Genomic DNA, 19271 nt, shown 5'->3' with positions numbered 1-19271 from the left:
TCAGGGGCTGCAAAATCAGCAAGTTAGCCTGACGAGGCTGCGCTTATGGCTCGCACCACGCGAGCTGCTATTCGCGTCCTACCTGGGCCGATCGCTCGCCCGAGCGCTCGTCGCAGGCCCGGTAGGCGCCGACTGAAAAAGGAGTCCGCCTGTGGCTAATCGCTATGGCAAAGGGCTGTTAGGGGGCGCGGTTATCGTTGCCGTCCTGGCCCTGTTGGTCCATTGGATCGGCATAAGCACTATCGAGCACTACCGTGAAGACCTGCTGTTCTACCTGCAAGCGCACCTGATTCTGGTGCTGGTTTCAATGTTCGCCGCACTGTTGGTGGGCATCCCTGCCGGAGTCGCGCTGAGTCGACCCAGCATGGTCAAGCGCGCCGAACGCTTCATGCAGATCTTCAACATCGGCAACACCATTCCTCCCCTGGCGGTCCTCGCCATCGCCCTGGGTATCCTGGGCATCGGCAGCGGTCCTGCCATCTTCGCGCTGTTTCTCGCCTCCCTGCTGCCCATCGTGCGCAACACCTACGAGGGGCTGAAAAACGTTCAGGGTTCACTCAAGGAAGCCGCCACCGGCATTGGCATGACCCCACGCCAGGTGCTGTTCAAGGTGGAGTTGCCCAATGCCGTGCCGATCATCGTCGGCGGTGTACGCGTGGCGCTGGCGATCAACGTGGGCACCGCGCCCCTGGCGTTCCTCATCGGCGCCAACAGCCTGGGCAGCCTGATCTTCCCCGGCATCGCCCTGAACAATCAGCCGCAGCTGCTGCTGGGCGCCGCCTGCACCGCGCTGCTGGCCTTGATCCTGGACGGCATCGTGACCCTGGTCAGCCGCCTCTGGCTTGAACGCGGATTGACTCGCTGAGCGAAGGAATGAATTCAATGAAGAAGTTAAGCATCGTACTGGGCTTGGCCCTGCTGTGCGCGGGCGTCGCGCAGGCCGCGGACAAACCCGTGATCCGCCTCGGCGCGCGGGTGTTCACCGAGCAAACCGTACTGGCGGCCATTACCGCCCAATACCTGGGCAGCAAGGGCTACGACGTACGGGTCACCGGCGGCCTGGGCAGCAACCTGGCGCGCAGTGCCCAGGAAAGCGGCCAATTGGACATGCTCTGGGAATACACCGGCGTCTCTCTGGTGTCCTACAACCACATCGACGAAAAGCTCGACAGCGCCGCAACCTACGCGCGAGTCAAGGAGCTGGACGGCAAAAAAGGACTGGTCTGGCTGACCCCCTCGCGGTTCAGCAACACCTACGCCCTGGCCTTGCCTGAAGACATTGCCAAGGCATATCCCCAGGTCAACACCATCAGCCAATTGAACCAGGTGCTGATCGACGAGCCGAAGAAAGGCCATATCCTGGCCCTGGACACCGAGTTCGCCAACCGCTCCGACGGCCTGGTGGGCTTGACCCAGACCTACGACCTGAAATTCACCCGGCGTGACATTCGCCAGATGGATGCCGGCCTGGTCTATACCGCGCTGCGCAACGGGCAGGTCTTCACCGGCCTCGTCTATACCACCGATGGCCGCCTCAACGCGTTCAAGCTCAAGCTGCTCGAAGACGACCTCAAGTACTTCCCCGACTACACCGCAGCGCCCGTGGTTCGCCAACAACTGCTCGACGCCCATCCGCAACTGGCTGCGCAGCTCAAGCCGCTGGCGCAGATGCTTGACGATGCCACCATGCGTGAGCTCAATGCCCAGGTCGACGTTGCGCACCGCAGCCCGACTGTCGTCGCGGCCGAGTTTCTCAAGGCCCATCCGATCAACGATCAAGCCCAGGAGAAGCCATGAGTTTCCTCGACACCTTCTCCCACCTCGACTGGCCGTTGGTGCTGCAACTGACCTGGCAGCACATCACGCTGGTCGGCATCGCCGTCAGCCTGGCCATCCTCTTCGGCGTGCCCATCGGCATCCTGATGACCCGCTTTCCGGCACTCGCCGGGCCCCTGCAGGCCTGCGCCACGGTGCTGCTGACGATCCCCTCGATCGCCCTGTTCGGGCTGCTGCTGCCGTTCTATTCCAAGTTCGGCCAGGGCCTTGGCCCACTGCCGGCCATCACCGCCGTGTTTCTCTACTCGCTGCTGCCGATCCTGCGTAATACCTACCTGGCCCTGACCGGCGTGGAGCCCGGCATCCGCGAAGCGGCCAAGGGCATCGGCATGACCTTTGGCCAGCGCCTGCGCATGGTCGAACTGCCCATCGCCGTGCCGGTGATCCTCGCCGGCGTGCGCACCGCCGTGGTGATGAACATCGGCGTCATGACCATTGCCGCCACCATCGGCGCCGGCGGCCTGGGCGTTCTCATCCTCACTTCCATCAGCCGCAGCGACATGTCCATGCTCATCGTCGGCGCCGTGCTGGTCAGTGTCTTGGCGATCATCGCCGACCTGCTCCTGCAATGGCTGCAACGCGCCCTGACTCCCAAAGGATTATTAAAATGATCGAACTTCAGAACCTGACCAAGACCTTCCACAGCAACGGCAAGGAAGTCAAAGCCGTCGACGCGGTAAGCCTGACCGTCAACGAAGGCGAGATCTGCGTATTCCTCGGGCCCTCGGGCTGCGGCAAGAGCACCACGCTGAAAATGATCAACCGGCTGATCATGCCCACCTCCGGCAAGGTCCTGATCAACGGCGAGGACACCACCGGCCTGGACGAAGTGACCCTGCGCCGCAACATCGGCTATGTGATCCAGCAGATCGGCCTGTTTCCCAACATGACCATCGAGGAGAACATCACCGTGGTCCCGCGCCTGCTCGGCTGGGACAAGAAGCGCTGCGCCGAGCGCGCCCGCGAGCTGATGAGCATGATCAAGCTGGAACCCAAGCAGTACCTGCACCGCTACCCGCGCGAACTCTCGGGCGGCCAGCAACAGCGCATCGGCGTGATCCGCGCCTTGGCCGCCGAAGCGCCGTTGCTGTTGATGGACGAGCCCTTCGGCGCGGTCGACCCGATCAACCGCGAGATGATCCAGAACGAGTTCTTCGAGATGCAGCGGGCCTTGAACAAGACCGTGATCATGGTCAGCCATGACATCGACGAAGCGATCAAGCTGGGCGACAAGATCGCCATCTTCCGTGCCGGCAAGCTGCTGCAGATCGACCATCCCGACACCTTGCTGGCCCATCCGGTGGACGACTTCGTCAGCAACTTCGTCGGCCAGGACAGCACGCTCAAGCGCCTGCTGCTGGTCAAGGCCGAGGACGCCGCCGACAACGCACCGTCGGTGAGCCCGGAAACGCCGGTGGCCGATGCACTGGAACTGATGGACGAACACGACCGCCGCTACGTCGTGGTTACCGATGCGCAAAACAAGGCCATGGGCTATGTGCGCCGCCGTGACCTGTATCGCCAGGTCGGCAGCTGCGTCGACTTCCTGCGTGAATTCAACGCCACGGCGGCCTACGACGAGCACCTGCGCATCCTGCTGTCGCGCATGTACGAATTCAACCGCTCATGGCTACCGGTGCTGGACGCGGAGAACGTGTTCCTCGGCGAAGTGACCCAGGAATCGATCGCCGCCTACCTCAGCTCAGGCCGCCCGCGCGGCATGAAAACCAGCATCGTCTCCCCCGCCGAAACCGCCCAGGCCTGATCGGCACCCTCGCGTGAAAGACCGCACCGGATGCTTCGCGGCCGAGGACCGCTCCTACGAACTGCACACAACTCACCCGTAGGAGCGGTCATTGGCCGCGAAAGCCACCCCGCAGTCCATCAGAAAGACCGCACTGAATGCTTCGCGGCCGATGACCGCTCCTACGAGCTGCACACAACTCACCCGTAGGAGCGGTCATTGGCCGCGAAAGCCCCCCGCAATCCCCCGGCCCTACCCCAGATTGAACCGCGCCGTATTCTCGCTCAGCACCCGGCTCCCCTCCCCCAACCGATCCGCCGCCTGGTTCACAGCCCGCGCACCATCGAGCAGGCGCACCGCGGCCTGATCCACCTGCTGGATATTGCTGCTCACCTCATCGGCCGTGGCGGCCTGCTCCTCCACCGCCGTGGCGATCTGCGCCAGGGTATCGGTCACCCCCTGCACCGCTCCGGCAATCTCACCCAGCCGCTCGCCCAGGCCCATCACCGACTGCGCATCGACCTGCGCCTGCCCACACGCGGCCTGCATCAAATCCACGGCCTGCTTGACCGTCGAACGCAGGCTTTCCACCGTCCCGGCAATCTGCCCGGTGGACGCTTGCGTGCGCTGCGACAGGCTGCGCACCTCATCGGCCACCACCGCAAAGCCGCGCCCCTGCTCGCCCGCCCGGGCCGCCTCGATGGCCGCATTGAGCGCCAGCAGATTGGTCTGCTCGGCAATACCGCGGATCGCATCCACCACCGACTGGATCTGCTGCCCCTGTTCACTCACCCGGCCAAGCGCCTGGGCCGTGTCGTTCAGGCGCTGGTTGAGCTGCTGGATACTGGCAGTGGTGCGTTGGCTGTCGCGGCTGCTGTCTTCGGCAATCTGCCGGGTGTGCTGGGCACTGCCCGAAGCCTCCTCGCAACTGCGGGCCACGCCTTGTGAAGTGGCGGCCAGCTGCGTGGCCGCCGCCGCGATCTGGCTGATCTGTTGCTGCTGCGCCTCTACTTCATCGAGCGTGCCGCTGGATTGGCTATTGAGCGTCACCACCGCCTGGCTCAACTGCACGGTCTCGTGGTTGACCCCCAGCAGACTGCCACGCAATTGCACCACGGCGGCATTGAGCGCCGTACTGATCGCCGCCAGCTCGTCACGCCCCTGCACCGCTACCTGAACACTCAGATCGCCATCGCGCAGCGATTGCGCCAACGTGGTGATCCCGCTGGCGCTGCGCCGAATCGACGCCTGCAGGCACACGAACAGGTACAACGCGGCCAACAGCAACAGGGCGAATACCGCAGCGCCTGGAATCAACTGGCGAACGGCCTGATCGTGATAGTGATCCAGCCGCCATTCCAACGACTTCAGCGACTCGTGACGCAGTTCGTTCAGGGCGCCCAGCATGCCGTCGATACTGCTTTCGAACTGCGCGGCAGACAGCTTGATGTCGCCGCCGAACAGATTCTCGTCCAGACGCTTCAACTCGTCGTCCAACGTACCCAGCGCTTTCTGATACTGCTCGTCCCAGCCACGCAGTTGTTCCGGCAAGCGCTGCTGCAAGGCGCCGCCGGCTTTCACCAGCTGCTCGCGCGCATCGTTGATGCGGCTGCGCAGATCACGCATCTGCAGACGACTCTGCAGGCTGAACTGCCCCGCTACCAATGACGAATGACCAATGCTGCCCAACCGTCCGACGCGCTCGATCAGATCAGGCGCCTGCTGGGTCGCGATCTGCATCAGGAGATAGGTTTCCCGCCATGGATCGACGATCAATCCGCTGGCCATGGCGATCTGCTCGCGCAGCACCTGCACCGACGTCAGCGCGGTCGTGAAGCGATCGTAGCCGTCAGGCCACCAACCCACTTGGCGCAGGCTCGCCAGATCCAGCCCCCTGGTCGCGGTTTGTACCGCTTGCAGCCGCCCCAGGGTATCGGCAGGCGCCTTTTCGCGTGCCAGCTCGCTGCCCAGCTTGTCGAGCGACGCCTGGATCCCCGGCGTGGCCGCCTCCAGCGCAGCGATCGCCGCCTGCGCCTCGGGCGTTGGCTGGCGCTGGATATCCACCGCTTTCCAGCGCGCGGCACGGTTGCGCTGCGCCGACAGCTGCGCATCCAGGCTGTCGAGTGCCAGCAACTGATGCACGCCGCTGCGCTCGGCATTGATGACTGCCAGCCGGTCGCGAAAGTCTTCCCCCAACAGCCACAGACTGCCTACCAGCGGCAGCATGAACAGGAGAAACAGCAACTGAAACTTGCGCGCGAAACCATAGCGACCCAGCAACCGGATACCCGGCGACAACAAAGCATGCATGTCCGACAACTCCACGGAGACTGCAGGTACCTACGGAAACGTGGCGCCAGCAAAATGCCATCTCAGCAAGATTCAGACCAATCACCCTGCCCTGCCTTTGCCTGTACCCCGGATCGCCCCACCGCTGGCGCGGCTCCCCTTTGGTGCAGAAGCCCCCGACTCCCTGCTTCCAATCAGTGCAAAGAATGTGTAACCGGAAGTGGCAAGAGAGCCGTAACGCATTACCGATGGCCCGCAAACACCGCCTCCAATGACATGGCCCGGAACCTGCTACACGCAAACCGCAAAAGCTGACCACACAGTTATGTTTCAGCACACGCCAACGCTCGCTCAGGCTGGCTCGCTACACACACCGTCGCCGCACGATCCGGCGTCCATCGTCCCAGGGGAGCAACATGCTGGACTCATTCTTCAAGCTCAAGGCGCACAACACCACCGTGCGCACGGAAATCCTCGCCGGGGTCACCACCTTCCTGGCCATGGCCTACATCCTGTTCGTCAACCCCAGCATCCTGGGCGAAACCGGCATGGACAAGGGTGCCCTGTTCGTCGCGACCTGCCTGGCGGCAGCCATCGGCTCGGCGATCATGGGCCTGATCGCCAACTACCCGATCGCCCTGGCGCCGGGCATGGGCCTCAATGCGTTCTTCACCTACACCGTAGTCCTGCACCTGGGCCACAGCTGGCAGGTTGCACTGGGCGCGGTGTTCATCTCGGCCGTGTGCTTCTTCCTCCTGTCGATCTTCCGCATCCGCGAATGGATCATCAACAGCATTCCCTTGCCACTGCGTTCAGCCATCGCCGCAGGCATCGGCCTGTTCCTGGCGCTGATCGCACTGCAAAACGCCAAGATCGTGGTCGCCAACCCGGCCACTCTGGTCGGCATGGGTGACCTGTCCAAACCCGAGCCGGTCCTGGCGATCCTCGGCTTCTTCATCATCGTCGCCCTGGAAGCGCTCAAGGTCCGCGGCTCGGTGCTGATCGGCATCCTGCTGATCACCGTGCTGTCCATCGTGCTCGGCATCACGCCGTTCGGCGGCGTGGTATCGATGCCGCCATCATTGGCGCCGACCTTCCTGCAACTGGACATCAAGGGTGCGTTCGACGTCGGCCTGATCAGCGTGATCTTCGCCTTCCTCTTCGTCGATTTGTTCGACAACTCCGGCACCCTCATCGGCGTGGCCAAGCGTGCCGGCCTGATGGGCAAGGACGGCCACATGCCGAAAATGGGCCGCGCCCTGATCGCCGACAGCACCGCCGCACTGGCCGGCTCGCTGCTGGGCACCTCGACCACCACCAGCTACATCGAATCGGCAGCGGGCGTCAGCGCCGGTGGGCGAACCGGCCTGACCGCCATCGTGGTCGCCTGCCTGTTCCTCCTGGCGCTGTTCTTCGCGCCCTTGGCCGGCAGCGTTCCAGCGTTCGCCACCGCCCCCGCCCTACTGTTCGTGGCGGTACTGATGGCATCGGGGCTGGCAGAGATCGACTGGGACGACATCACCGTTGCCGCACCCGTCGTCGTCACCGCACTGGCCATGCCACTGACCTACTCGATCGCCAACGGCATCGCGTTCGGCTTCATCACCTGGACAGCGGTCAAACTGCTGAGCGGCAAATGGCGCGAACTCAATTCGGCACTGGTCGTGCTGTCGATCATCTTCGTCATCAAGCTGGGCTGGTTCGGTGGCTGATCGCCGCGCCGCGCGTGCCCTTGTACCCGCGCATGGCCTAAGCGTTTGATCGCACGCATAAATATTTTGCAAAGAGGTGTTGACACAATCCCGTTTCAAGCGAATAATGCGCGCCACTTGGCTACATAGCTCAGTTGGTTAGAGCATAGCATTCATAATGCTGGGGTCCGGGGTTCAAGTCCCTGTGTAGCCACCAAGTACGAAAAAGGGCTTACCGAAAGGTAGGCCCTTTTTTTATGCGCGCATTTGCGCATGACCACAACTTGCTACCATGGCCTTCATTTCCCACCCCGGAGGTCTCCATGCGTGCAACGGTGCTGGTGCTGGTCGAAACCATCAACGACTACGTGTCGATTCTCGAAGATCAAGGCTACAACCTGATCATGGCGCCCTCGCCTGCCGAGCGTGCCAAGGCGATCGCCGACCACGCGGACCGCATCGATGCCGTGCTCACCCGTGGCCCGTTGGGTTTGACGGCGGAAGAGATGGCGGCTCTCCCTAAGCTGCGCATCATCTGCGTACTGGGCGCAGGCTACGAGAACGTCGATCTGTCAGCCGCCAAGGCACACGGCTTGACCGTGACCAACGGGGCTGGGGTGAATGCATCCTCGGTGGCTGACCACACCCTGGCGCTCTTGCTGGCCCTGATGCGCGATATTCCGCGCGCCGATGCGTCGGTCCGGCGTGGCGAGTGGGTCAAGAGCATGCGCCCTTCGGTGGCCGGCAAGCGGCTGGGCATCATCGGGCTGGGAGCCGTCGGCCTGGCAATCGCCAAGCGCGCCGCGTTGGGTTTCGACATGAGCGTGCACTACCACAACCGCACGCAACGCGATGATGTCGACTATGGGTACTGCGCCAGCCCGACAGAGCTGGCCGCAGTCAGCGATATTTTGGTGATTGCCACACCGGGCGGCGCGCAAACCCGCGCCATTGTCGACGCCAGCGTGCTGAAAGCACTGGGTCCGCAGGGGTTTCTGGTAAACATCGCCCGCGGCAGTGTAGTGGCGACGGACGATCTACTGACGGCTCTGCAAACCCATACCATAGCCGGTGCGGCGCTGGACGTGTTCGACGACGAGCCCAACGTACCAGACGCCTTCAAGACGCTGCACAACGTCGTCCTGACGCCTCACGTGGCCGGCCTCTCACCAGAAGCCACGCGAGACACGGTGACGATGGTTGAACGCAACCTGAGCGCATTCTTCAGTGGCGAACCGGTGCTGACACCCGTTCAGCTTTGACCACCACCCTACTTCGGCATGCACGATCTGTGGGAGCGGGCTCTGCCCGCGAAGAACGCACCACGATACATCAGGATAAAACAGCTGTAGGACCGGGACGGACTGCGAGCCCTCTGCCCGCGAAGGCCGCACCACCGCTCCCCAACCTCACACAAAGATCAAATCACCCCACAAGCCATCCGCGCCGCACCACCCCCCAGCGGTGCTGGCGAATCAGCATGATTATCACCACCGGCATGCACCATCAACGCATGCCCTTCCACTTCGCTCAATTTCTTCAAGCGCGGCGCCAGCACCGGATAGGTCGCGGTGCCATCGGCATTCACATAGATCGCCGGCAGATCCCCCAGGTGACCTTTGGCATCATAGGGACCCAGGTGCTTGCCGGTCTTCTGTGGATCGAAGTGCCCGCCTGCCGCTTCCGCAGCCGACATCTTGCCGTCCTTCATCGCCGCCGCGCAGCTGCCATTGGCATGTACGTGGAAACCATGCACGCCTGCCGGCAGCGACTTGAGCTGCGGCGTGAACTCCAGCCCGTACGGCGTTTCCTCGATCATCACCGTGCCGATCGGCTGTGGCGCGCCCTCGGCGCTGACCAGATTCATCTGGACTTCCTTGGATGCCGCATTGGCGCTACCGATCGACATAGCAGCCATCAGTGCAAGCCAGCCATAAGACTTCATCGTGCCTCCTTCGCTTCGCGTTTGATTACCGGTAGGGCCGCGACTCGAGTCGCCGCCCCATCCCGTTCAGAACCCGAATCGGGCCCACTCGTTCCTGCCCATCAATCCAGCGCGCGCAGACGGTATTGCGGCGGCAGTTGATCGAAGCCACTGATGGTCACGTCCAGGCTCTTCCAGCGGCCATCCTTGATGCCGTAGATGCAGCCATGCACCGACAGCTCCTGACCACGGTGCCAGGCGTTCTGGACAATGCTGGTATGCCCGACGTTGGCCACCTGCTGAATGACGTTGAGTTCGCACAGACGGTCGACCTGCTCCTCTTCGGTGGGCAAGGTCGCCAGCACCTTGCGGTGCTCGTAGTACAGGTCGCGAATGGTCCGCAGCCAGCCATCGATCAAGCCCAGCTGGCGATCCTGCATCGCTGCGCGCACGCCGCCGCAGCCGTAATGGCCGGTCACCAGGATGTGTTTGACCTTGAGTACATCGACCGCGTACTGGATCACCGACATGCAGTTCAGATCGGTGTGCAGCACCACGTTGGCCACGTTGCGGTGCACGAACAGATCCCCCGGCAGCATGCCCACGATCTCGTTAGCTGGCACCCGGGCGTCCGAGCAGCCGATCCAGAGAAACTCCGGGGTCTGCTGACGCGCCAGCTTGGCGAAGAACTCCGGATCTTCTTCCTTGATCGCCTCGGCCCAGCGCGCGTTGTTGTCGATCAGTTCCTGTAGATCATGCATGTTCAAGCCTCAAGAATGATTTGGATTATGACTGGCCAGCGCCGCACAAGGTCACGGTCGGTCCCCACAAATCACGCTGAATCTTTCCAGCCGCATGAGGGTCAACCCTATCTAGACACACACCAGAGGATTGCCGTAATGACTGACTCCCATCGCCCCTACGATGCGCCACAACCTAACCCGATCGACGACACCGAAGATCGCATGGGCCAAGTCCGCGAGCTGGATTTCGATGACACGGACGGTCCCACCGGCAGGATCGGCGACACCATTCCCGCCGACGAGCTGGAGCATCTGGTCCCTGAAGAGCGCGTACGCGAAGCAGGCCTGACCGGCGCCTCGATGGATGATCACAATCCGACCGACGACGACCTGAGCCCAGAAACATTGATCCACGAAGATGGCGCACGTTCGCCCAACGAGCCAGGCGAAAGCGGTCCCGCTGATCAGGAACTGAGCTTCGTCGATGAAGATGACATTGGCGGCGGCGATGGCTTGGATGAAGAAGAACTGGCCCTGATCGATCCGCTCGACGGCAAACGCTGAGGCCAGCGTCCACACCGATCACTTTCCCAGGTTCCTGCAGGGCAGTGATCGGTGGCGCTTATTTGAACAAAGCAGTCATTCGAACAACGTGCAGGCCATGACCAGCGCATCCTCGCGCCCACCGGCCATGGGGTAATAGTCCCGTCGCTTGCCGATCTCATTGAAGCCATAGCGTTCGTACAGGCGGTACGCCGACTGATTGCTGGCGCGCAGCTCCAGAAAGCACTCACGCCCGCCCAGCTCGTAGGCTCGCGACATCAGCCGTTCAAGCAACTTCAAACCCAGCCCACGGCCCTGGTTTTCCGGCTTCACGGTGATGTTCAGCAGATGAGCTTCGTCGATGATGACGTTGAGCACGCCATGGCCCACCTGTTGCTGGCCGTCGAACATCAACCAGATCTCGTATGATTTCAAACCATCGAGAAAGATGCCCCGCGTCCACGGATGGGTGTAGGCAGCGAATTCGATCTTGAGTACGGCATCCAGATCCGCTTCGGTCATTCGGCGAAAGCTTACGGCATCACTCATCACGGTTTTTCCAACGCGGTAACAGACGGCGCATCGCCTGCCACACGGCAGCCTTGCGCTCGGGTTCATCCATCAACAGCTCAAGACCCGGCACGGCCCAGGCCAGCCCAAGCCCTTCCACTTCCAGCTCGCGGTTGTAATCTTCGGCATTGGCGCGCCCGGCAAAACGAATGGCCGGCAGCCCGACCAACCACAGGCACGTGCACGGTGCCTGCTCCAGCTGCGCCATGACGAAGCCCTGTACGAAGTCGCAGGCTGCATCCGGCCCCTGGTCCAACTGGCCGCGCTGCAGAAACGGCCAGCGGATCGGCTCGCCCAGAATCTGCGGCGCATCGGGCAGGCCGGCAGCGCGCAGCATATCCTTGAGCAGCAGGTACGAAGGATCGCGGCTCTGGAACGCCTGACCCGTCGCCAGCTCCACCAGCACCAAGCAAGGACCGGCGCGCAGCACCTGCAAGGCAAAACGCGGCGGCGCACTGACCGGTTTGGCGACCGGTGCCTCGACGGCCTCTTCGGCCACAGCAGCCACGGCCGGACGTGCAACGCTGGGCCGCGGCACCTCGATCCTGGGCCGCTGAACCTTGGCCGGATCGGGCATCGCAGGCTCCACCGCGCGCGGAGCATTCGGCAGCGCCGAGGTCACCGCCGCCTGCTCGGCAGGCTCCAGCGGCGACGGCAACACCTCGACATGCGCAAGTACACAGGCACGCGAAGGTGCTGCGAACGGCAGCTCGGTGCGGGGCAGCCAATGCACTACCTGCATGGCGTCCAGATAGGCGCGGCGACGGGACTCGTTGAGCAAAGGGTCAGCCATCTGTGGGTAAGTCGAGGCGGTGGATTCTACCGATGTTCGACACGAAGTGCCGCCACGTTTTACACAAGCGCTCGCGCGCAGCACCAAAACCCGCCCCATCATGCAGTACAATCGCGACCCTTTAACCTGGCACGAGTCGACCAGCCGATGATCGAACCCAAGCGCGTGCTGCGCGCCCTCGCCGACCACTGGGCCCTGCTGGAGCCGCTGTGCGAGCACTTCGACCAAGGCACTCTGAGCCTTGTCGAGCTGCGTCAGCAGCTGACTGCCCAACGTCTGGACAGCACTGCCCAGGAGATCACCAGCCTGCTCGACACCTGGATCCGGCTGGACATCCTGGTACCCGTCGCGAAAAGCCCCAACCGCTTCGAGCTCAACGCGCAGATCCACGACTTCCTCGCCTACCTGCGCCGCGAACACCGCCTGGGCCTGTGCCTGGAGATCGAAGCCTACCTGCGCCACCTCGAACGTTTGGCCGGGCACATCCAGGATGCCTTCGACATTCGCGATGGCAACGACCTGGCTCGCCAGCTGCGTCTGCTCGACATGCGCGTGCGCGATGTCCTGAAGAAACTGGCCAATGACGAACAGGCGCTGGTGGGCGTGGCCGAGCGGGCCAAGACCCGCGATCGCCAGGTTGACCTGCGCCAGCGCTACGCCGAGGTCCTCGCGACATGGGATGAATACGTCGAACCCATGATCCAACTGGTCAACGCCGACGGTGCTTTCGAGCAAGGCGTGCGCAAGGTCGAAAACGTCTTGCTGCGTTTGCTCAGTGAACAGCAGCGCCTTGGTCACCTGGTCGATGACGACATGCTGTTGCGCACCCACGCGCGCATTCTGGAAATGCAGACGTGCGCGCAGCTGACCCTGCGACATGCCCGCGAACTGCTGCTGCCCCTGCGCGAGGAAGCACGCCGTCACAACGCCGTGACCCGCGGCGCAGCCCTCGCACTCTCGGCCATTCGCCGCAAAGGCCTGGACGCCGTCCCCCAGGCCGCCCTGCCATTGTTCAGCCGTCCGCAGAGCACATTCCTGGGCAGCGCCAGCCAGGTCGAAGCCTACGTTTACGCCCTCGCCCGCTTCGAAGCCAAGCCCGCGCCCTTCCCCAAGGCGCACAAGAGCGACATCGCAGGCAGCCAGCGCGCACCCCGCACGGTCAAGGAAATGCTCGAACGTTGCGAAAACGCCCTGCCGATGCCCGACCTGATGCTCTGGCTGCTTGATCAGGAACCCGATGGCGCCACCGATGAGCTGCTGTACTGGTTCTCGCGCCTGTCGCGGGACAAGCGCTTTGCCCGCCAACGCCTCGAACGCCGTGACTACCATACCCGCGAGCACCAGCTGAGCCTGCGCTCCTTCGCCCTGCTTTCCAGCGAAGAGCCCGCCACAGCGGTCACCCCGGCACACTCCGCGAGCACCGAACATGCATCTTGACCTCAACGAACTGACCCACCTGGCGCCGATCTTTCGCGAGCTGCTCAAAGGCTTTCACATCAGCCGCCGCGACCCGGAGCTCTACTCGCAACTCTCGACCCTGCAGGACGTGTACCGCGGCCTGTTCAAGGCCCTGGGCTTCGAACTGGTCTGCGATACCCGCGGCTTCTACTACTTCGTGCCCGAACTCGCTGCCGCTCAGGTCAACAAGACCGCGCAGCGTCTGTCCCTGTTCACCTTCATCCTGGTGGAGCACCTGGCCGATCAAGGCCGCGATCCGATTGCCGTACTCGATGGCGGCAGCCTGGGCCGCGACGAACTGCCGGCCCTGTTGGACAAATACCGCGACTTGTTCCTGCAGGCCGAAGTGCAGACCCAGGAAGAACTGGAAGAGAAGATCCTGCGGCGCATGACCCAACTCGGCTTCACCGCCGAAGACAATGGCATCTATCGCTTCCTGGCGCCGATGCATCGCTTCCTCGATGTGTGCCTATCGGTGCAGCAGGACCGCGACCTGGCCGCCAGCCTGCACAGCGCCCTGCCCCTGCCGGTGCCGATGCTGGCCGGTGACGACACCGATGAGGGCGATGACATCAGCGACGAACAGGCCTTGGCCCTCGCCATAGCCCAAGAGCGACAGGAGCTCGACGCATGACCCAGGAACGCTACGGCATCCGCCGCTTCGCCTTGCTCAACACCGCCGGCTACAGCCTGGGCCTGTTCCCGCTGGAGCAGCCGCTGTCGGTCTACGGCGCCAACAACCTGGGCAAGAGCGCCTCGATCAACGCCCTGCAGTTCCCGATCCTGGCGCGCATGTCCGACATGAGCTTCGGCAAGTACACCCTGGAGCAGTCGCGTCGCTTCTATTTCGCCACCGATACCAGCTACATCCTCTGCGAAGTCGTCCTGGCGCACGGCCCCCATGTCATCGGCGTGGTCGGTCGCGGTCCTGGCGGGGGCTTCGGCCATCAGTTCTTTGCCTATGCAGGCGAACTGGATCTGGCGCATTACCAGCAGGACGGCACCTGCCTGCGCCAGAAAGAGCTGTTCAGCAACCTCGAACGTCACAACCTCAAGGCCTATGAGCTCAAACCCGAGGAGCTGCGTCGCCTGCTGGTCGGCGGCCACACCAGCGTACCGCTCGACCTCACCCTGATCCCCCTGCGCTCGACCAGCGAGCAGAGCCTGAAAACCTTCCGCGCCCTGTTCATCAACCTGCTGCACATGCGGGAAATCACCGCGGCCAAACTCAAGCAGCTGTTCCTCGATGCCTTCGAGCACAGCCTGCGCTCAGGCAGCGTGGACTACATCGCCGCCTGTGAAGAGGCCTTCCGCGACGTGCGCCGCATGGAGCAGGACTACAACGCCCTGGTCGCTGCCGGCCCGCTGGTCGAGGCACTGGCCAATGGCGTCGCCCAGCGCGACGGCCTGCGCGGCAAGCTGCACCGTCTCTCGCCGATCCTGGATGGGCTGCTGGGTACCTGGCAGGACTATGCCGGCGCGCGCAAGGAAGAGCTGGTCATCCAGTCCGAGCACTACCGCAACGAACAGGATGTGCTCCAGACCAACCAGCGCGGCAGCACCCAGGAGCTCATGCGCATGGAGCGCGAAATCTCGACCATCCAGCGCTGGCTCGGCGAACTCTCGGTCCTCAAGAACCGCTTCGCGCTGGTCACCGACGTACGGATGCTGGAGCAGCAGCTGCTGGCTGCCAAGGATGCCCACGACGAACTGGCCGGCGCCCTGGCGCAGTCTCGCCAGTTCAGCGCACAGGACCTGCAGGAGCGGGTCGGCGACGTCGAGCAGCGCCTCAAGTCCATCCGCCAGCAACTGGAGCATGCCGACAACAACAGCTACGCGCGCCTGCGCGAAGAGTTCTCGCAGCAGGATGTCGACCGCCTGATGCGCCTGTTCAATGGCGCGCTGTTCAGCCTGCCCACCGGTCCACGAGGCCTGGACCTGGATGACGGCAATGCCTGGGTCGACACCGTGCAGACCGTGCTCGACCGTTTCAAGGGCGAGCGCTTCGAACTGCCCGGACTCTCCATCGACCTGTCCACCATCGAACCGCCCGTGTTGCAGGCCCTGGCTGATCGCGCCGCCTTGCGCGAGCAACATGCGCGCCTGGAAAAGGAATTGCAGCAACTCAAGACCCAGCAGGCCGTTGCCGCGGACCTCTCGGCCAGCAAGTCGCGCTCCGAGACGCTGTACCAGGAGGTTCTGGATGCCCAGAAGGCCTTGGAAGACTACCGTCGCAGCCAGACTTTGAGCCGCGAAGAGCAGGACAAACTCGAACAGCTTGCCCAACTCGAAGCGGCCCAGGACGAACTGGCACGCTCGAGCGATGCCTTCACCGAGCGGGTCGGACAGCTGTCAGCCAAGCTGCAACTGGTAGGTCGACAGATCGCCGACCTGGAAAGCAAACAGCGCACCCTGGACGATGCCCTGCGCCGCCGCCACCTGCTCCCGGCCGATCTGCCATTCGGCGCGCCTTTCATGGAGCTGATCGACGACTCGATGGACAACCTGCTGCCTTTGCTCAATGACTATCAGGACAGCTGGCAGAGCCTGCAACGTGTCGACGGACAGATCGAAGCCCTGTACGCCCAGGTGCGCCTCAAAGGCGTGGCCAAGTTCGACAGTGAAGACGACGTCGAGCGCCGTCTGCAATTGCTGATCAACGCCTATGCCCATCGCACCGACGAGGCCCTGACTCTGGGCAAAGCTCGACGCGCCGCCGTCACCGACATCGCCCGGACCCTGCGCAACATCCGCAGCGACTACGACAGCCTCGAACATCAGCTGGCGTTGTTCAACCGCGAGATCAACAAGCGCCAGGTGTCCAACCTGCAAAGCTTCCGCATCGTGCTCGCACCCAACAAAGACGCCCTCAAGCACATCGACCAGATCATCCACAGCGCAGGCCAATACGAGGAAGGCGAAACCCTTTCCGTGTTCGACCTCAACCAGAGCGCCGAGCAGGACAGCAAGAACGAGGAGGCCAAGGAATACCTGGCCCGCATGGTCGCGGCCAACCATAACCAGCTCGGCCTCAAGGACCTGTTCGAACTGGCCTTCGAAATCACCAAGATCAACGGTCAACCGGTCATCCACACGGACATCGATGGCGCCGCCTCCAACGGCACCACAATGACCATCAAGGCGCTGACCAACATGTACCTGTTGCTGCACCTGATGGATCGCGATCAGGCCGGCCGCATCCGTCTGCCCTATTACCTCGACGAAGCCGCCGATATCGACGAACGCAACCAGGCCGCCCTGCTGGAAACCAGCCAGCAACTGGGTTTCACGCCGATTCTGGCGAGCGTGAAACCACAGGTATCCGCTCACGTCGCCATCGACCTCGAAGGCGGCAGCAGCGCCGAAGGCATCTACATCGATGAAGCGGACTGGAAATTCATCCGCCGCCACGACGAACTGACGAAAGCGGTCGCTGCACTCGAAAGCGAGGCCACTCGGTAAACGCAACGCAATGAACGAGCCCCGCAACAGCGGGGCTTTTTTTGAAGCCTTCAACCACTCGCCGGCCTGATCAGCTCAACCGCCGCCGGGTCGGTCTCAATCAGGCTCACCTGGTGCAGGCTGATGTAGCGCCCATCCTTGTATTCGACATCGCGCAACGTACCTTCGTGGGCAAATCCAAGCTTCTCCAGCAGATGCAAGCTGGCGGCATTCTCCGGCTCGACGTCTTCGTGAACTCGACTTTTTCAACCCTTCGAGCGTTCAGTCGTCGCACATATGGATGCCCAGATCGTTACGCCCAGGCGCAACATGCGGCTTTAGAGTCAACGCCGGAATTTCATAGTCCCCACCATTCTGGCGACGAAATCGCAGCGGCTCATCACTGAACAGATTATCCAGCCGGACTGCGTAGGCTTCACAAACCTGTTCGAGCCGAGTCGCGTCCATTTTGCCGGTTTTGTAGATCGGAAAAGGCGGCATCACCGTGAACCCAGGATAGAAAAGCACGCCATGTTGAATGGGGAACAGCAGATCATTCAGCGCACCGTTCACACCTCGATCACTGTAATGAGGCTCCCACCCGCCCATGGTCACCACCAACATGGCGCGCTTTCCCATCATGCTGCCTTCGCCGTAGCGATCACCCCAATGACTTTCGCTGTGTTCGCCAACGCCGTAGGCAAACCCGTAGGCATAGACGCGCTCGATCCAGCCCTTGAGGATTGCAGGCATCGAGAACCACCACAGTGGAAACTGAAAGATCACGGCGTCCGCCCAACGCAACTTTTCCTGTTCTCCCTCGATGTCCACCGGCTGCGTGCCCGCAGCGAACACACGCTGCGATTCAAGCGCAGGGTTGAAAGGCGCTCGGTTGTCATAGCCAGGCGCATCGTCGGTATCCAGAGGCGCTTTCCAACCCATGGCGTACAGATCCGAAACGACTACTTCGTGCCCCCCGGCTTTCAGGTGAGCGATGGCGAAATCCTTGAGGGAACCATTGAGGGATCGAGGTTCAGGATGGGCGTAGACAAGCAGCAGCTTCATGTGGAGCTCCAGGTAAATGAATGCCACACGGTAGCGACTGACTCGCTATGATAGAAATGAATTCCCGAAACAGCTGGTATTTACATGCACAATACCTTGCGCCGCCTGGATCTCAATCTACTGGTCACGCTGGATGCACTGCTGTCCGAGCAAAACGTCACGCGCGCCGCCCGACTCCTCAATCTGGCTCAACCGACAGTCAGCCTGCAACTGGGTCGGCTGCGAGAGATTCTGGACGATCCTTTGTTGCTGCCAGGCCCGCGAGGGATGTCACCTACCGAGCGGGCCAAGGCGTTGCGCGGACCGTTGCGTGAGGCGCTGGTGGCTTTGGAAGCGACGCTGAGCCCCAGCGCCCCATTCGAGCCTGCACTGTCCAATCACACCTGGAAGATCGCTGCGAGTGATTACGCCGTGACCGCATTGGTCTGGCCATCGTTGGCAGTGCTCAGGCGCCTGGCACCGGACACCCGCCTGGTGCTGTTGAACAAGAGTCCCCTCAGCCTCGCCGATGACCTTGAAAATGGTCGGATCGATCTGGCCCTGCACACCCGCGATGAAGCACCACCAAAACTGCGTCACAAGTCTTTGGTTCACGAACGCTATGTGCTGGCAGGGCGTCGCGGTCATCCCGCATTGGCAACCCCGCTTTCACTCAAGGCATTCTGTGGTCTTGAACACGCTGTGGTGTCACCCAATGGCGCTGGCTTCGTTGGCGGTACGGACCAGGCACTGGCTGCCCAAGGGCTGGAACGCAAAGTCGTTCTATCCGTGTCCACTTTCAACTCGCTTGTCTCAGCACTGGTTCACAGTGACCTGGTCGCGCTGGTGCCGGAAAGACTTGTGCAGGATCAGCCAGCCCTTCACGTCCAGACACCTCCACTCGCTATTCCGGGTTTTGAGATGCTCATGTTATGGCCGGAAAGACTGCATCGAGACCCTGGCCACGTGTGGCTGCGCGATCTCATCGCCTCTGGAATGCACAGGGGCACAGATCCATAGGCAGGCGTGCTGAAAAAACCACCCGCCAAGGTGGTTATTTTTGCCTCAAGAAAGACAAAACCCCTACCTGCTCACGCAGATAGGGGTTTCGGAATTGAATCTTGACGATGACCTACTCTCACATGGGGAAACCCCACACTACCATCGGCGATGCATCGTTTCACTGCTGAGTTCG

Annotated in this window: 18 protein-coding genes, 1 tRNA gene, 1 rRNA gene and 1 pseudogene; 12 read left to right on the top strand and 9 right to left on the bottom strand. The window is 62.5% G+C overall.

The window, feature by feature from the left end:
* Positions 1 to 151: 151 nt before the first annotated feature.
* From AC788_RS17330 to AC788_RS17315, 4 genes are read left to right on the top strand one after another with little or no spacing between them, the layout of a single operon-like run.
* Entirely contained in the window at positions 152 to 865 is a 714-nt protein-coding gene (locus tag AC788_RS17330) for an ABC transporter permease (RefSeq protein ID WP_049861802.1), read from the top strand.
* A 17-nt stretch (positions 866 to 882) separates the two neighbouring features.
* Positions 883 to 1797: a glycine betaine ABC transporter substrate-binding protein gene (locus tag AC788_RS17325; RefSeq protein ID WP_049861801.1), complete on the top strand. Its 915-nt coding sequence runs from the start codon at positions 883 to 885 to the stop codon at positions 1795 to 1797.
* Complete coding sequence (locus AC788_RS17320; RefSeq protein ID WP_049861800.1) at positions 1794 to 2447, top strand: ABC transporter permease; 654 nt, start codon at positions 1794 to 1796, stop codon at positions 2445 to 2447. The genes AC788_RS17325 and AC788_RS17320 overlap by 4 nt, the downstream gene beginning before the upstream one ends.
* A complete protein-coding gene (locus tag AC788_RS17315) occupies positions 2444 to 3601 on the top strand; it encodes an osmoprotectant ABC transporter ATP-binding protein OsmV (protein WP_049861799.1) in 1158 nt (385 codons plus the stop codon). Before AC788_RS17320 ends, AC788_RS17315 begins: the two co-directional genes overlap by 4 nt.
* Before the next feature lie 231 nt (positions 3602 to 3832).
* Here AC788_RS17315 and AC788_RS22285 read toward each other — a convergent pair whose 3' ends face one another.
* Both AC788_RS22285 and AC788_RS22280 read right to left on the bottom strand, forming a co-directional pair.
* Positions 3833 to 4630, bottom strand: a complete 798-nt coding sequence (locus tag AC788_RS22285; RefSeq protein ID WP_442965551.1) for a methyl-accepting chemotaxis protein — start codon at positions 4628 to 4630, stop codon at positions 3833 to 3835.
* A 63-nt stretch (positions 4631 to 4693) separates the two neighbouring features.
* Positions 4694 to 4987, bottom strand: a pseudogene (locus tag AC788_RS22280) (HAMP domain-containing protein); the annotation flags it as partial.
* A 1298-nt stretch (positions 4988 to 6285) separates the two neighbouring features.
* Between AC788_RS22280 and AC788_RS17305 the strand changes: the two are divergent.
* The 3 genes from AC788_RS17305 to AC788_RS17295 all read left to right on the top strand — a co-directional run bounded on the left by AC788_RS17305 (position 6286) and on the right by AC788_RS17295 (position 8822).
* Positions 6286 to 7581: an NCS2 family permease gene (locus AC788_RS17305; RefSeq protein WP_049861797.1), complete on the top strand. Its 1296-nt coding sequence runs from the start codon at positions 6286 to 6288 to the stop codon at positions 7579 to 7581.
* Positions 7582 to 7700: 119 nt separating this feature from the next.
* A tRNA-Met gene (locus tag AC788_RS17300) sits at positions 7701 to 7777 on the top strand.
* A gap of 106 nt (positions 7778 to 7883) precedes the next feature.
* The gene (locus AC788_RS17295) at positions 7884 to 8822 is read left to right on the top strand and encodes a 2-hydroxyacid dehydrogenase (RefSeq protein WP_049861796.1); all 939 of its coding nucleotides are present in this window, start codon (positions 7884 to 7886) and stop codon (positions 8820 to 8822) included.
* 158 nt (positions 8823 to 8980) lie between these two features.
* Here the strand turns inward: AC788_RS17295 and sodC are convergent, their stop codons facing one another.
* Positions 8981 to 9505 carry a superoxide dismutase family protein gene (gene sodC, locus AC788_RS17290; protein ID WP_049861795.1) on the bottom strand — a complete coding sequence of 175 codons (525 nt, stop codon included), beginning with the start codon at positions 9503 to 9505 and terminating at the stop codon, positions 8981 to 8983.
* A 101-nt stretch (positions 9506 to 9606) separates the two neighbouring features.
* A complete protein-coding gene (gene can / locus AC788_RS17285; RefSeq protein WP_049861794.1) occupies positions 9607 to 10245 on the bottom strand; it encodes a carbonate dehydratase in 639 nt (212 codons plus the stop codon).
* A gap of 138 nt (positions 10246 to 10383) precedes the next feature.
* Here can and AC788_RS17280 point away from each other — a divergent pair, with 138 nt between their 5' ends.
* Positions 10384 to 10791 (top strand): hypothetical protein, encoded by a 408-nt coding sequence (locus AC788_RS17280; protein ID WP_043186284.1) that lies wholly within the window; start codon positions 10384 to 10386, stop codon positions 10789 to 10791.
* 75 nt (positions 10792 to 10866) lie between these two features.
* On the opposite strand, the gene rimI is transcribed toward AC788_RS17280, so the two are convergent.
* Both rimI and AC788_RS17270 read right to left on the bottom strand, forming a co-directional pair.
* Entirely contained in the window at positions 10867 to 11319 is a 453-nt protein-coding gene (gene rimI, locus AC788_RS17275; protein ID WP_043186281.1) for a ribosomal protein S18-alanine N-acetyltransferase, read from the bottom strand.
* Positions 11312 to 12121 carry a hypothetical protein gene (locus AC788_RS17270; RefSeq protein ID WP_049861926.1) on the bottom strand — a complete coding sequence of 270 codons (810 nt, stop codon included), beginning with the start codon at positions 12119 to 12121 and terminating at the stop codon, positions 11312 to 11314. The genes rimI and AC788_RS17270 overlap by 8 nt, the downstream gene beginning before the upstream one ends.
* Positions 12122 to 12280: 159 nt before the next feature.
* On the opposite strand from AC788_RS17270, the gene mksB reads away from it, so the two are divergent.
* Genes mksB through mksF form a run of 3 tightly spaced genes read left to right on the top strand, consistent with a single transcriptional unit; the run spans position 12281 to position 17053 of the window.
* Positions 12281 to 13570, top strand: a complete 1290-nt coding sequence (mksB, locus tag AC788_RS17265; protein WP_049861793.1) for an Mks condensin complex protein MksB — start codon at positions 12281 to 12283, stop codon at positions 13568 to 13570.
* Complete coding sequence (gene mksE, locus AC788_RS17260) at positions 13560 to 14225, top strand: Mks condensin complex protein MksE (RefSeq protein WP_049861792.1); 666 nt, start codon at positions 13560 to 13562, stop codon at positions 14223 to 14225. Before mksB ends, mksE begins: the two co-directional genes overlap by 11 nt.
* Positions 14222 to 17053 carry an Mks condensin complex protein MksF gene (mksF, locus tag AC788_RS17255; protein WP_049861791.1) on the top strand — a complete coding sequence of 944 codons (2832 nt, stop codon included), beginning with the start codon at positions 14222 to 14224 and terminating at the stop codon, positions 17051 to 17053. Before mksE ends, mksF begins: the two co-directional genes overlap by 4 nt.
* Positions 17054 to 17103: 50 nt before the next feature.
* Here the strand turns inward: mksF and AC788_RS21470 are convergent, their stop codons facing one another.
* Both AC788_RS21470 and AC788_RS17250 read right to left on the bottom strand, forming a co-directional pair.
* On the bottom strand, positions 17104 to 17253 hold the full coding sequence (locus AC788_RS21470; RefSeq protein ID WP_177327974.1) for a hypothetical protein: 150 nt from the start codon (positions 17251 to 17253) through the stop codon (positions 17104 to 17106).
* Positions 17254 to 17314: 61 nt separating this feature from the next.
* Positions 17315 to 18097: an NAD(P)H-dependent oxidoreductase gene (locus AC788_RS17250; protein ID WP_049861790.1), complete on the bottom strand. Its 783-nt coding sequence runs from the start codon at positions 18095 to 18097 to the stop codon at positions 17315 to 17317.
* 84 nt (positions 18098 to 18181) lie between these two features.
* On the opposite strand from AC788_RS17250, the gene AC788_RS17245 reads away from it, so the two are divergent.
* Complete coding sequence (locus AC788_RS17245; RefSeq protein WP_049861789.1) at positions 18182 to 19096, top strand: LysR family transcriptional regulator; 915 nt, start codon at positions 18182 to 18184, stop codon at positions 19094 to 19096.
* Positions 19097 to 19195: 99 nt separating this feature from the next.
* On the opposite strand, the gene rrf is transcribed toward AC788_RS17245, so the two are convergent.
* Positions 19196 to 19271: ribosomal RNA gene (gene rrf / locus AC788_RS22275) — 5S ribosomal RNA — on the bottom strand; the annotation flags it as partial.

Origin of the sequence: Pseudomonas sp. RIT-PI-a (genome assembly GCF_001187875.1) — a bacterium.
Taxonomy (GTDB): Bacteria; Pseudomonadota; Gammaproteobacteria; order Pseudomonadales; family Pseudomonadaceae; genus Aquipseudomonas; species Aquipseudomonas coleopterorum.
Note: the sequence above shows the minus strand (reverse complement) of the source record. Positions and strands in the feature narration are given on the sequence as shown.

Bases quoted from the DNA above. Each gene is read 5' to 3' on its own strand.
- AC788_RS17325 (WP_049861801.1), top strand. From the start codon at position 883: ATGAAGAAGTTAAGCATCGTACTGGGCTTGGCCCTGCTGTGCGCGGGC.
- AC788_RS17320 (WP_049861800.1), top strand. From the start codon at position 1,794: ATGAGTTTCCTCGACACCTTCTCCCACCTCGACTGGCCGTTGGTGCTG.
- AC788_RS17315 (WP_049861799.1), top strand. From the start codon at position 2,444: ATGATCGAACTTCAGAACCTGACCAAGACCTTCCACAGCAACGGCAAG.
- AC788_RS17305 (WP_049861797.1), top strand. From the start codon at position 6,286: ATGCTGGACTCATTCTTCAAGCTCAAGGCGCACAACACCACCGTGCGC.
- AC788_RS17295 (WP_049861796.1), top strand. From the start codon at position 7,884: ATGCGTGCAACGGTGCTGGTGCTGGTCGAAACCATCAACGACTACGTG.
- sodC (WP_049861795.1), bottom strand. From the start codon at position 9,505: ATGAAGTCTTATGGCTGGCTTGCACTGATGGCTGCTATGTCGATCGGT.
- can (WP_049861794.1), bottom strand. From the start codon at position 10,245: ATGCATGATCTACAGGAACTGATCGACAACAACGCGCGCTGGGCCGAG.
- AC788_RS17280 (WP_043186284.1), top strand. From the start codon at position 10,384: ATGACTGACTCCCATCGCCCCTACGATGCGCCACAACCTAACCCGATC.
- rimI (WP_043186281.1), bottom strand. From the start codon at position 11,319: ATGAGTGATGCCGTAAGCTTTCGCCGAATGACCGAAGCGGATCTGGAT.
- mksB (WP_049861793.1), top strand. From the start codon at position 12,281: ATGATCGAACCCAAGCGCGTGCTGCGCGCCCTCGCCGACCACTGGGCC.
- mksE (WP_049861792.1), top strand. From the start codon at position 13,560: ATGCATCTTGACCTCAACGAACTGACCCACCTGGCGCCGATCTTTCGC.
- mksF (WP_049861791.1), top strand. From the start codon at position 14,222: ATGACCCAGGAACGCTACGGCATCCGCCGCTTCGCCTTGCTCAACACC.
- AC788_RS17250 (WP_049861790.1), bottom strand. From the start codon at position 18,097: ATGAAGCTGCTGCTTGTCTACGCCCATCCTGAACCTCGATCCCTCAAT.
- AC788_RS17245 (WP_049861789.1), top strand. From the start codon at position 18,182: ATGCACAATACCTTGCGCCGCCTGGATCTCAATCTACTGGTCACGCTG.